The sequence below is a fragment of the Tychonema sp. LEGE 07196 genome (assembly GCF_963890365.1).
Classification (GTDB): Bacteria; Cyanobacteriota; Cyanobacteriia; order Cyanobacteriales; family Microcoleaceae; genus Microcoleus.
The window spans coordinates 154,154-166,184 of record NZ_CAWPRX010000202.1 but is presented as its reverse complement, the minus strand read 5'-3'; the positions used below and the strand labels follow the sequence as shown (position 1 = coordinate 166,184).

Sequence of the window (12,031 nt, the reverse complement as noted above, 5' to 3'; positions counted from 1 at the left end):
GTTTTCCCTTATTGGAGATGTCACAAGCAAAGGTGACAGTCACACACTGAGGAGCCGAATGAATAGCGATATTCACGTTCGGTTCTGGAGCCGAGCAGGTAGGGCGACCTGCCTGCTTAGGTTAACAGAAGACGGCAGGTGTAGACGGTATTAAATCACTGAATCCAAAGCAACGTCTCGCATTGATAAACAAAATATCATTGGGTTCTAAGGTCAAACCAACACGCCGAGTTTGGATACCTAAACCAGGGACAGATGAGGAAAGACCTTTAGGTATACCGACAATGGAAGACCGAGCTTTGCAAGCGTTAATCAAACTGGTATTAGAACCAGAATGGGAAGCGCGATTTGAACCTAACTCATATGGGTTCCGACCAGGACGCTCATGCCACGATGCGATTGGAGCAATATTCCTGGCAATAAAGCATAAATCAAAATATGTGCTGGATGCCGACATTAGTAAATGCTTCGACCGTATTAATCACGATGCACTTCTCAAAAAATTGAATACTTATCCTACCCTACGGAGACAAATCCGAGCTTGGTTAAAAGCTGGTGTTATGGATGGAAACAAGCTGTTCCCAACAGATGAAGGGACACCACAGGGTGGGGTGAGTGCGCTGCGAAGCGTACAGTGGTAATGCTCTAGGTGAGCCAAAACAACCACGAGATAATACCTACCTCAAGGTATTAAGGCTGACCCAGCAGGCAGGGGACAATGAGTGAGAACCTGTTTGAAGCCTGGGAAACAAGGAACAAAATGCTGGCACTCTGTTACAGTATGAGGTTTCGAGCCTGAGTCTAGCTATGACTACGAGAGGAATCCTTGTCCGAAGCACCGTCACCTTGGACACGCTGCTAAACAACAGAGATGGCGTGAGACAACAGGTAAATCAGTATTTGATTCTACTGATGAAAAGGTCTGTTTACTCGGACTGAACCGCTCTGGTTATAGAGGTATAAACCATCGGCTGTGGTCGCGGATACTAGGTCTGTATCCGATTGGTGTAAAGAGGAAGTCTAAGGCTAGACAAACACGTACCACTGTATGAACGTAGGAAGCACGGTAACTGGTCGATGGAGACTGGGTTAGCTGCAACTGAAGTAGTTATCGTGTGGCAGAGCCATCGTAGTAGTCCGAGCCAGAAAATAGTCTGGTACATGGCGAAGGATGGCAGTCATTGTTAGAGATAAGTTAAGGGAACTAGAGAGGACTAAAACGTATGTCCGATATCATCAAAACCCAACATAGTCTCGCCATCAAGGCACAGCATCAATCAGAACATCAGTTCGACGATCTGTATCGACTCATTTGCCGAGAGGATTGGATTAGAACCGCCTTAACCGCCGTACTCTCGAATACGGGAGCTAAAACGGCAGGGATCGACGGCATCACTAAAAAGACGCTGACAACGGAATCAGCCAAAACTGAATTCGTGAATACGTTACGGACGGAATTACAAACCAAACAATTCCGACCGATGCCAGTCCGTCGCGTTTACATCCCGAAATCAAATGGTAAACAACGACCGCTAGGTATTCCCACACTCAAGGACAGAACAGTCCAAATGTTGCTAAAAATGGTATTAGAACCAATCTATGAAAGTGACTTTCTTAACTGCTCTAATGGTTTTCGACCACAGCGCAGAACTCAAGATTGCATCGCCCGATTAGATAGCTACATCAATCGTCGCAACAAATACTATTGGGTAATTGAGGGAGATATCAAAGCGGCGTTTGACAGTATTCATCATCAGATACTGCTCAAACTCATGGCGAAAAGAATCGCCGATAATCGTCTCCTGAAACTGGTAGAAAGTTTTCTCAAAGCGGGAATCATGGAGGGGCATCTGTTCAAACATACCGATATCGGTACACCGCAAGGTGGTATTTGTTCGCCACTTTTGGCGAATATTTACTTGCACCAATTAGATCTCTATTGGTGGCAGAAATATGGCAATCTCGACCGCAAAGAGAAAGAACGTCGCCGCACCAGACATCAAGGAAATTGTGCTTTAATCCGCTATGCCGATGATTGGTTACTATTGACCAACGGCAGCAAAGCAGAAGCGGTGAGACTCAAGGAGGAATTTAGTATCTTCCTCAAAGAAGAACTTCAACTTGAATTGTCACCAGAAAAAACGCACATTACCCATGTTAATGATGGTTTTGACTTCTTAGGTTTTCACATTCAACGCTATGTCAGCGGACACGACCGACCGAAAATGTTGGTCACCCCTGCACCGAAAAACACTAAGAAGTTCAAACAGACCATTAAGGAGATGACCAAGCGGAAATGGTTCCAAGATTCCCCCCTGTTGAAATTCTCTGCCCTTAATGCAGTTTTAAGAGGGTGGATTAACTATTATCGTCACTGCAATGTTAAAGATATAGCCAAAGATTTAGACTTTTGGGTCAATCAACGACTATTTCGCTGGCTTTGTAAACGGCATAAGTTATCCCCCAAATACATCATCAAGATGTATAAACTGCGCGAGGACGGTCGGAGATTTAACTTGGGTATTCGTAACGGAAACAAGATTCTTTATCTTTACCGCCTGAGTGATTTACCATTAACTAAATATCGTTCTCGCTCTCCCGAAAATCCTTATATTCAGGGAGAGTATCGGACAGGGATGCCACTAGCTGACCTACCTTTACCGGATCAGGTGTGGCTGGGCAACGCAGATAACTCTCAATGGCGCGAGCTGAAGGAGACAATTAAAGCTGAAAGAGGAGCTAAGTGTGAAGTGTGTTTAAGCACGATTAACTTAGATCTACACCACGTCAAAGCCCGAAAATCAAAGGGTAAAGATGATGTTGAAAATCTTCAACTTCTTTGTCGTGATTGTCATGTCCAAACGCCTTCGTATGGACGCAGCACGTAACAATGATGGAAAGCCGGATGAGGTGAAAGTCTCACGTCCGGTTTGGGGAGAGGAATGAAGAAACACATAAATCGAGAGATTTAGAGGTGCGCTTTGTTCCTACTCCATTATCACCTCTACTTGCCAATGTCGCCTTACATGGAATTGAGGAATTGATTATGGGTTTAGCCCCAAAATTCGATATGAAGCGACCGGATAACACCCAATTAAGTGTAAGAGACAAGCTTAAATCGATTTCATTGATTAGATACGCAGATGATTTTTTAGTCCTTCATGAGGATTTAGAAGTCATAAAACTGTGCAAATATGAGATAGAAAAGTGGTTAAGTGGCATTGGGTTAGAATTAAAACCGAGCAAGACAAGACTAGCCCACACCCTGAACAAGTTAGATGATGAACAACCTGGATTCAACTTCCTAGGATTCAACGTCAGGCAATTCCCTGTTGGAAAACACAATTCAGGCAGAGTAAAGGGTAAAATCCTCGGATTTAAGACTATTATCACCCCCAGCAAGGAAAGTCAGAAAAGACACTACAGAAAAGTTGCTGAAGTAATAGATAAATTGCGTGGGTTAAACCAAGCGACTTTAATCAAAAATCTCAATCCTATCATCAGGGGTTGGTGTAACTACTTCTCAACAGTCGTCAGTCAGAAAGTATTTGAAAGGCTGTGGCACTTAGTGGTTTGGAAACTTCTGAAATGGGGTCGCCATCGTCATAGGAATAAAGGCAGAGGGTGGATACGCCTTAAATATTTCAAAACTGTAGAAGGCAATAACTGGGTGTTCGCAACCAGAGAGGGTAATAATCCTTATTCGCTAATACAACATAGCTCCACTGAAATAAAGCGCCATGTAAAAGTAAAAGGGACGGCATCACCCTATGACGGTGATTGGATATATTGGAGTTCAAGAATGGGAGTACAACCCGATATACCCGTAAGAGTGGCTAAATTACTCAAGCGACAAAAAGGGAAATGCGCTCACTGCGGTAACTACTTCAAAGATGGAGATTCGATAGAGGTTGACCACATCGTCCCCAAATCGAAAGGTGGAAGGGAATCGTATGATAATTGGCAACTACTCCATCGACATTGCCACGACACAAAGACCGCCAATGATGGCAGTCTCGGTAACAAATCTAGCTGCAAAAGTGCTAAACCTAAGCCACCAGTGGAACCAAGCCTTTGGGTTTGGGAAAACGATATGTTGGTAATGACGTACTGATGACAACAGCCGTTTTATTGAGGAGCGGAATGATGGGAAACTATCACGTTCCGTTTTGTAGAGCAGTGGAGGAGGCGACTCCTTCACTGACTTTAATTATCAGGAATGAAGGTATCAGAATGCTAAAGACGGATGGAACAGCCGTTTCTGCTGTTGGAGGGAAGGTAAGTCCAAAGGTGGGGCGTAAGTTCAATCTGAGGCACTCCCCTACGAAGACAGAAGCCCACGCTGTATGCGATAGCATCAGCGCTGGGTAGTTCACTAACATTAGCTAACAACTGACAACTGACAACTGACTAATGACTAACATCAAATTTGGTACGATCGGCGGCGGGGTAATGGGAGAAGCTCTCCTGTCGCGCCTCATAGCACAAAAAGTTTATTTACCCTCAGAAATATTGGTCAGCGATCCGCAACCCCAACGGCGCGAATTTTTGACGGAAACCTATGGAATCGCTACAACAGCAAGCAATCTAGAAGTTGCTACCGCTACAGAAGTGCTGTTTTTGGCGATTAAACCACAAATGTTTGATACGGTAGCTTTGGAGTTGGCGGTGGCGATCGATCGCCAACAAGCAAATAATGGAGAAACGGCTAATTCCCAGCCCGAAGCGTTGATAGTATCGATTTTAGCAGGAGTCCCGCTCAGCAAGCTAGAACCGGCTTTCCCTGGGCGGGGAGTGCTGCGGGTGATGCCGAATACTCCGGCGACGGTGGGGGCGGGAATGAGCGCGATCGCCCCTGGCAAACTTGTGCAACCAACCGATTTAGAATTGGTAAAACGCATCTTTGGGGCTGTGGGAGAAGTCGTGGAAGTTCCCGAAAGTATGCTGGATGCGGTGACTGGGCTTTCCGGTTCCGGCCCTGGTTATGTGGCAATTTTTATCGAAGCCTTGACAGATGGCGGAGTTTGTGCTGGACTGCCACGGGCGATCGCCTCTCAATTAGCAATCCAAACTGTATTCGGTACGGCGAAGCTATTGCAAGAAACCGGAATGCACCCAGCAGAATTAAAAGATCGGGTGACGAGTCCCGGCGGCACAACTATTGCCGGAATTGCTAAACTAGAAAGTAATGGCTTTCGATCTGCTACGATCGAAGCAGTCAAAGCGGCTTATTTGCGTTCTCAAGAATTAGGAAAATAGGTGTTACATCATGTCCGTTCGATTAACCGCAATCAGTCAAGTCCGCACTAAGAACGAAGGGTTTTTGTTATGTTCATCAACCGGACATGATATGATTATCGATCGCTAGCTGCAGTTTCCAATTTCTCTCCAATCCTCGGTTCCGTACCGTTCAACAAACGCTGAATATTGCTGCGGTGCCGCACAATCACAAACACACCGCCCGCAATTGCAAACAATACATAAGCCAGCGGCTGATGTAAAGCAAACATCAATCCAGCAACGCTAATTGCTCCGATAATCGAGCTTAAAGAAACAATTCGGGACACTGCAAAAACAATTCCAAAAATCCCTAAAGTTCCCAAACCAACTGGCCAATACAAACCCAGCAAAACTCCCAAACTCGTAGCCACAGATTTACCGCCGGTAAACCCCAGCCAGATAGACTTGCTGTGGCCCAAAACAGCAAACAAGCCTGTTAAAGTTGCCATCCAAGGGATGACAGTGGCAGTATTTTCTAAACCTGCGCCGATCGCTAGCTGACTGGTAAAATCTAGAGAGTAAATGTAGCGGGTTAGGACGATCGCGCTTACGCCCTTCAACACATCAACCAGCAACACCGCCAACCCCGGCCCTTTCCCCAAAGTCCTCAGTACATTAGTCGCGCCAGTCGAACCAGAACCCACCTCTCGAATATCAATTCCCAGCATCCATTTACCCAGGGTGTACCCAGTCGGAATTGAACCCAGCAGATAAGCTGCTATTAAAAGTGCGCCATTTAAAACTATCCAGCTAGTCATGTTTTAATTTAATCTTCGTGTATTTTTACAATTTGCCATAGCAAATGTGTTTTTTTACCTTCATAAAGAGAGGGCGGATTTTGCCTCGATCGAGTTGCTTGTTTCATAGATTCTGAACTCAACCCGCCCTACCGGGAATGGTGTGTTTTTTGCTTGTCCAATCAGCAATTACCGATTACCATTACCCGTTTCTAATTACTAATTACCCATTCAAAAATCTTTAGGAACCATCAAACTTTGCGGATCTGGAGCAAAGGCCAGCCACAGCGGAAATTGCAGCATTGACAAACTAATTAAATCCTCAGTTTCATCGATCGCAATTAGCGGCAAATTGCCATCTTTCACCAGTCGATCGGCTTTTTGAGCCAAAGCCTCGGGAGACTCAAACATAATAATGCCGCGTTCCGGGCCAAAATCGCTGCGAGTAATCCCCAAACAGTCCTGCAAACCCCTGCGCCACTCTCCCAAACGTTCGGGAGTGTTGGCGAGCACCAAAGTCCGCACCCGTGCGCCGTAGACGCTTCTGAGGACAGAAACAATCGCCGAAGTAATCAAGATATTTTGCAAGCGCGAACCCATAGTTCGCAAAGCGCCCCTTCCTCCTTGGGTGAAAAACCAGTTAGAGACTCGTTCCGCGTGGATGGGTTCAAAGGTGCGGCGGAGTTGCCAAGCTGGGCCGTAGTAGTCCGGGAGGGTGCGATATTGGTCGAGGATGCGGCGAATTTGTTTGGTTTGTTCTTGAAATCCTGGTTCGGCAAATCTCAGATTTACTGGTGCTGAGGATTCCGATTCGTCCGCGTACATTTGCTTGGGCGTTTCTTGGATTGGCGGTGTCAAATCTAAGAGTTCCGCAGTGGCGGCCAAATCCTGCAAACTTCCGACTAGATAGTCTTTAAAACCCTGGACTCGGATTGCTAAGTCTTGGGAAACGCCTGCAAAAGTTGTCCGCATTTCCTTTTGAATTCGATCGCGCCGACGTTCGAGTTTTTCTATTTCGATTTGTAGGGTTTGTTTGCGCTTGTCTAATTGAATCAAGCCGTCTTGTACCAAACGCCCCATCGATGATTGAGCCTCGCTCAACGCTTCTAATGCTTGGGCTTTGTCGGCTTCCAGCGCCGCAATCTTTTCTGTCAAATTTTGTTCTTGCTGGAGCAATTTTTGAACTCGATCTGCCACATTTTCGGTAACATTTTCTGAAATTTCTGTCACCGTTGCGGCGGTTGCTGTTGGCTGGGAGTCTGTTTCTGGCTCGATTTGATCGATCCTCTTCGAGGGCTTCGCTAACGCGCTTTCAAAAGAGCGATCGTCTGTTTCTGGCTGAATTTGGTCGATCGCGCTTGCTGCGTCCGCTTCATCGGCGATTTCGGCCTCTTCCTCGGCCCAGGGGTCTGTTTCTGGCGGGAATTGGGCGGCAGGTTTGTTAAGAGCGATCGACTTGGACGGTATCTGAGATGGAAGTTGGTACTCCGTCTCATGCACAGATAAGTTTAGTTCGCCGTCAGCGGCTGCTGTTTCTTGAGGTTTTTGGGTTGGAGATTCGTCTGAATTCATGGGAAATTTTGTTCGGCCCAGGGCACGGAAAAGCTAAATATTTTAAATTAACAACTTTTTTAGTCTTGACGGGGACAGCGCTGTTCTAAGCAGGTCTGTAGCATTTTACGATCGAACAGAACCGGTAGAAAGTGAATGCTGTTAATTTCTTTGAAATAGAACAAAATCGGCAGCGCGGGCCAAAATATGCGCCAATTTTGCCATTCTCGGTAAGGAAAGCGGCGGATTAAGTTTTGCGATCGATAAATGTCCAAATCCGTTGCGGTGAATTGCAGCCGGATGGTGGCGGCTTGGTACATCAGAAACAAGCCGAACAGCGAAAGCGGCAAACTCGCCCACTTCTGCACGAACAGCAGCGGTACGGCGGCCAGTACCAGCACTAGGGGAATCGCAAAACTCGGGGCGAGTTCGATCGTATTTGTGGGCGCGGTCGCAGAGGCGGTTGTATTCACAGGTTTAAATCAAAAGTACATAAACGAATGTTGCCAATTATTCATATTTTACTGTTTCCTAGCTTAGAGCCCTTTGAGTACGCTAGAGCCCGTCCCCTGAAACATGATCCAAGTCATCAAAAAGTTAACCACAAAAATTGCCAGCAAAGCCGTCACAACCGCTGTAGTAGTCGATTGGCCCACACCTTTTGCGCCGCCGGTGGTGGTCAAACCCCAGCTAGTACCGATTACAGCAATCAAAGCACCGAACACAAAAGCCTTAATTGCTGCGCTGCAAATATCCCACAGACTCAGGAAATGGCGGACAGATTCTAAAAACACTGTTTGAGAGATGCCGTACATTGTCGTTGCAATCAGCAGCCCGCCGATGATGCCGGTGACTAGGGACAATATTGTCAGAATTGGCAGCATTAAGCAGCAAGCAATGACGCGGGGAATTACTAAGTAGTCGATCGGGTCTGTTTTGAGCATCAGCAGGGCATCTATCTGCTCTGTGACTTGCATTGTGCCGATTTCCGCCGCAAAAGCCGAACCTACTCGTCCCGTCACGATTACCGCCGTTAAAACCGGGCCGAGTTCGCGAGTCAAAGACAAAGCCAAAACGCCGCCGACGACATTGCCGGCACCGAGGTTAATAAACTCCCTCGCTACCTGAATAGTAAATACCATGCCGACAAAACCAGCAGTCAGCAAAGCAATCAGTAGCGATTCCGGGCCAACTGCTGCCATTTGGTCGAGGGTGTTGCGGCGGTTAATTTTGCGCGTCAGCAGGTGCAGCATGACTTGGCCGCCCAATAAAATTGCTGCGAACAACCGCTTACTCCACAAACTGAGGCTCGACTGTGTAGTTGTGCTCAAGGGATTTTGACTGTAGAACAACTGCCAAAAATGAAATCTATCTACAAATCTTAAACAAGTTTCTTCTCTAAGATTTAAGATTTTTGACAGAATTGGCTGCGGAGGGCGATCGCTGCCTATCGTAGAAAAAGACAAGTTTTGTTTACTTGCACCTTTCGGCAGTTTAGCTGAATTTACTGACTCTTATGAGCATATTTCCTAATTTTCTTCGCTCTTTACTGCTGACGGGCCTGTTGAGCTTTGTCGCTCCCTTATTGTCGATCGGCGCGGGATTGACTGGCTGTGCGCTGATTGGCCTCGTCCCTGGCTTCCAAGGACTCGGTCGTTCTGGAGAAAACATGATTTTACAGTTCTTAGCGACTTTCGGCAGCGGCTCTCCTCTCCAGGGTGTTTTGGCGATCGGTCTAGCTTTTGGTTTGGTTGGTGCTTTGTTTGATACCTACGCTTCTTATCAGCATTCGCGGTGGGATTGACCGACTTGAGAAAAAGCAGACTTTAAATTTGAGATTTAAGGATGGAACTTATCGATGCAATCTCAAATTTAACATTGTTTAGCTGTGGCTCCCTCGGATACCTGCGCCTGTAATGATTTAGCAGTACGATCGCCAATGTTCGGAAATGCGATCGCCCTTTTTGCGGAAAACCGAATATCGCTGTTGCGGAAGCTGGAATATATTAAATACAGGTTGAGTCAAGTGTTTCTCAACCTCTAACAACGTAAGAGATTCGAGGTATCAATTATGGCACTTATTCGTTGGGAACCTTTGCGAGAAATGGACTCCTTGCAGCGAGAAATGAATCGGTTGTTTGATAGCTTGACACCAGCGACCGATCGCGCATCTAACGGTGTGGCTTTCGTCCCCCCCGCCGAACTCAATGACACTCCCGAAGCCATCCACCTTAAGTTAGAAATCCCAGGCATGGAAGCTCAGGATTTGGACGTACAAGTAACCGCAGAAGCGGTGGCTATTAGTGGCGAAAGGCGATCGGAAACTATGAGCGAAGATAAAGGCATAACCCGTTCAGAGTTCCGCTACGGTTCCTTCCGCCGGGTGATTCCCCTACCCGCACGAGTTCAAAATGACAGCGTACAAGCTGAGTACAAAAATGGGATTTTGAACTTGACTTTACCAAAGGCGGAAGCAGAAAAGAACCGCGTGGTTAAAGTTCAACTCGGCTAATCAATAATTTTTTACCACCTTAGTTAGTTTATTAATAGGGGGCGCAGTGCGTACCCCTATTCTTTGGGTAATTGGCAATTGAAAATTGAAAATTGAAAATTGCGAGTTTAAGGAATAATTCTTCCTTATTCCTTATTCCTTATTCCTTATTCCTTATTCCTTATTCCTTCTTCCTTCTTACTTCTTCCTTCTTACTTCTTCCGACGGACTTACATCCGTTACATCCGTTACATCCCGTACATTGCTCGTTGCCGAACTTCCATCTTCCGACGGACTTACATCCGTTACATCCGTTAAATCCGTTAAATCCCGTACATTGCTCGTTGCCGAACTTGCTTCTTCCTTCCTCCTTCTTCCTTCTTCCTTCTTCCTTCCTCCTTCTTCCTTCTTCCTTCCTCCTTCTTCCTTCTTCCTTCTTCCTTCTTCCGACGGACTTACATCCGTTACATCCGTTACATCCGTTACATCCCGTACATTGCTCGTTGCCGAACTTCCTTCTTCCTTCTTCCTTCTTCCTTCTTCCTTCTTCCAACCGTGCTAAACTCAAATCAGCAATGGTTGGTGGGGAGACTGGCGTGCCGAGTCAGGGAGTTGGAGGATATGGAACTGCATCAGAATTTGGAGACTTAACCGGAATGACTCGCCAAGAACTCGATGACTTTTTGCGCGGACTGGGTGCAGAAATCAGAACTACTAAAGGTGGTTATCTTGAATACGAATTTGCCGATCGTTCGCGAGTCCATATTCGTATTGATGGTGAAGTTATACGCACCCCTGCTCCTAGATACGGTTCAGATGGCAGAAGAATAAACAAAGGTTTGCGTCTTGACAAAGACGGCAGTTCGATCAAAACACGCGATGAATTTGGCAACCCAATTCTGGGTACACGCAATACTGGAGAAAAAGTGAGGAATTAGTATGCCGGATGACTACAACTTACTTGATTTAGGTGGACTGACATCCCTCGTAACCAATGTCAATGTCTCTTTGTGGGGAAATGAAATTTTATTTCAATGTATTTACGATCCTACAGGAGACCGCTTGCCTTATACCATCGTATTTCATGACTGCCGAGATGTCAGTTGGGAAGTGTTCCATCCTGAAGATGTACAAGATCCTGAAGCTGATTTAATTGGCATTCATTTGGGTGAAGACGAGCACCGTCAAGCAGCTTTAATTCATACAGACATTTTGGCAATTTCTATTTTATATGGCAGCTTCAGTATTCATAAAGGAGAGGATTTAAATTTAGAAATAACAGATTTAGAAACAAAGGTTTTGGTGTCATAACCGCCAGTAGTCTTGTAGAGACTTTAAATTGCCTCGCGACTCAATTACATATTAGTTAATAATATGATACCTATAAAATAACCATTGTGAGGTTAGAACGTTCGGACTTGTGTCCGCCAAATAAAAGAGGAGATAAATCCCAGCACCTCAACGAATTACCAATTTTTTAGTAAAGACAGTAGGTATTTTTGCCCGCATCAGTTTACGATACTTAATAGAACTTTTTTGCCAAACGAGGTAGAACAAAATGCCTGATATTGTGGATATTGCCGTAGGTGCGGGTTCCTTCCAAACCCTGGTAACAGCCGTGCAAGTAGCTAATTTAGTAGATGCACTCAAAAGTCCGGGGCCTTTCACCGTCTTTGCACCCACTGACGATGCTTTTGCGAAATTGCCACCGGGAACTATCACTACGCTAGTGCAGAATGTCCCCCAACTGAGCAGAATTTTGATGTTTCACGTCGTCTCCGGCAAGTTTATGAAGGCTGATTTGGCAAAACTCGGTTTTGTTACTTCTTTAGAAGGTTCGCCGATTAAAATTGATTGTTCTGACGGTTTTGAAGTGAAAAACGCTACTGTTGTCGCGGCAGATATCGAAGCTGACAATGGTGTCATCCACGTTATTGATAACGTGATTTTGATGGGATAATTTCACTTTTCA

The 12,031-nt window shown here is 45.8% G+C and carries 14 protein-coding genes and 1 pseudogene; 10 read left to right on the top strand and 5 right to left on the bottom strand.

The genetic code is table 11. The features are described from left to right. Positions 1-125: 125 nt before the first annotated feature. From AACV78_RS25025 to proC, 5 genes and pseudogenes are all read left to right on the top strand, one after another. Positions 126-614: pseudogene (locus tag AACV78_RS25025) on the top strand (reverse transcriptase domain-containing protein); the annotation flags it as partial. A 609-nt stretch (positions 615-1,223) separates the two neighbouring features. Beyond that, positions 1,224-2,888, top strand: a complete 1,665-nt coding sequence (gene ltrA, locus AACV78_RS25020) for a group II intron reverse transcriptase/maturase (protein WP_194011625.1) — start codon at positions 1,224-1,226, stop codon at positions 2,886-2,888. An 86-nt stretch (positions 2,889-2,974) separates the two neighbouring features. Further along, on the top strand, positions 2,975-4,114 hold the full coding sequence (locus AACV78_RS25015) for a group II intron reverse transcriptase (protein ID WP_339383793.1): 1,140 nt from the start codon (positions 2,975-2,977) through the stop codon (positions 4,112-4,114). 29 nt (positions 4,115-4,143) lie between these two features. Beyond that, positions 4,144-4,371, top strand: a complete 228-nt coding sequence (locus tag AACV78_RS25010; RefSeq protein ID WP_228042003.1) for a hypothetical protein — start codon at positions 4,144-4,146, stop codon at positions 4,369-4,371. 42 nt (positions 4,372-4,413) lie between these two features. Beyond that, positions 4,414-5,259, top strand: a complete 846-nt coding sequence (gene proC, locus AACV78_RS25005) for a pyrroline-5-carboxylate reductase (RefSeq protein WP_194011624.1) — start codon at positions 4,414-4,416, stop codon at positions 5,257-5,259. Between the two features lie 95 nt (positions 5,260-5,354). Here the strand turns inward: proC and plsY are convergent, their stop codons facing one another. From plsY to AACV78_RS24985, 4 genes are all read right to left on the bottom strand, one after another. Continuing rightward, entirely contained in the window at positions 5,355-6,038 is a 684-nt protein-coding gene (gene plsY, locus AACV78_RS25000; RefSeq protein WP_194011623.1) for a glycerol-3-phosphate 1-O-acyltransferase PlsY, read from the bottom strand. Between the two features lie 210 nt (positions 6,039-6,248). Beyond that, a complete protein-coding gene (locus AACV78_RS24995) occupies positions 6,249-7,589 on the bottom strand; it encodes a DUF3086 domain-containing protein (RefSeq protein ID WP_194011622.1) in 1,341 nt (446 codons plus the stop codon). A 59-nt stretch (positions 7,590-7,648) separates the two neighbouring features. Then, entirely contained in the window at positions 7,649-8,041 is a 393-nt protein-coding gene (locus tag AACV78_RS24990; RefSeq protein WP_194011621.1) for a DUF3119 family protein, read from the bottom strand. Positions 8,042-8,104: 63 nt separating this feature from the next. Beyond that, positions 8,105-8,899 (bottom strand): MlaE family lipid ABC transporter permease subunit, encoded by a 795-nt coding sequence (locus AACV78_RS24985; protein WP_194011627.1) that lies wholly within the window; start codon positions 8,897-8,899, stop codon positions 8,105-8,107. 185 nt (positions 8,900-9,084) lie between these two features. Here AACV78_RS24985 and AACV78_RS24980 point away from each other — a divergent pair, with 185 nt between their 5' ends. Continuing rightward, positions 9,085-9,372 (top strand): hypothetical protein, encoded by a 288-nt coding sequence (locus tag AACV78_RS24980; RefSeq protein ID WP_194011620.1) that lies wholly within the window; start codon positions 9,085-9,087, stop codon positions 9,370-9,372. Positions 9,373-9,639: 267 nt separating this feature from the next. After that, positions 9,640-10,080, top strand: a complete 441-nt coding sequence (locus AACV78_RS24975; RefSeq protein WP_194011619.1) for an Hsp20/alpha crystallin family protein — start codon at positions 9,640-9,642, stop codon at positions 10,078-10,080. A 160-nt stretch (positions 10,081-10,240) separates the two neighbouring features. Here AACV78_RS24975 and AACV78_RS24970 read toward each other — a convergent pair whose 3' ends face one another. Continuing rightward, positions 10,241-10,627 (bottom strand): hypothetical protein, encoded by a 387-nt coding sequence (locus AACV78_RS24970; RefSeq protein ID WP_194011618.1) that lies wholly within the window; start codon positions 10,625-10,627, stop codon positions 10,241-10,243. 7 nt (positions 10,628-10,634) lie between these two features. Between AACV78_RS24970 and AACV78_RS24965 the strand changes: the two genes are divergently transcribed. From AACV78_RS24965 to AACV78_RS24955, 3 genes are all read left to right on the top strand, one after another. Then, positions 10,635-10,997, top strand: a complete 363-nt coding sequence (locus AACV78_RS24965; protein ID WP_194011617.1) for a hypothetical protein — start codon at positions 10,635-10,637, stop codon at positions 10,995-10,997. Between the two features lies 1 nt (position 10,998). Next, positions 10,999-11,370, top strand: a complete 372-nt coding sequence (locus AACV78_RS24960) for a hypothetical protein (protein WP_194011616.1) — start codon at positions 10,999-11,001, stop codon at positions 11,368-11,370. Between the two features lie 247 nt (positions 11,371-11,617). Then, complete coding sequence (locus AACV78_RS24955; RefSeq protein ID WP_194011615.1) at positions 11,618-12,019, top strand: fasciclin domain-containing protein; 402 nt, start codon at positions 11,618-11,620, stop codon at positions 12,017-12,019. Positions 12,020-12,031 lie beyond the last annotated feature (12 nt).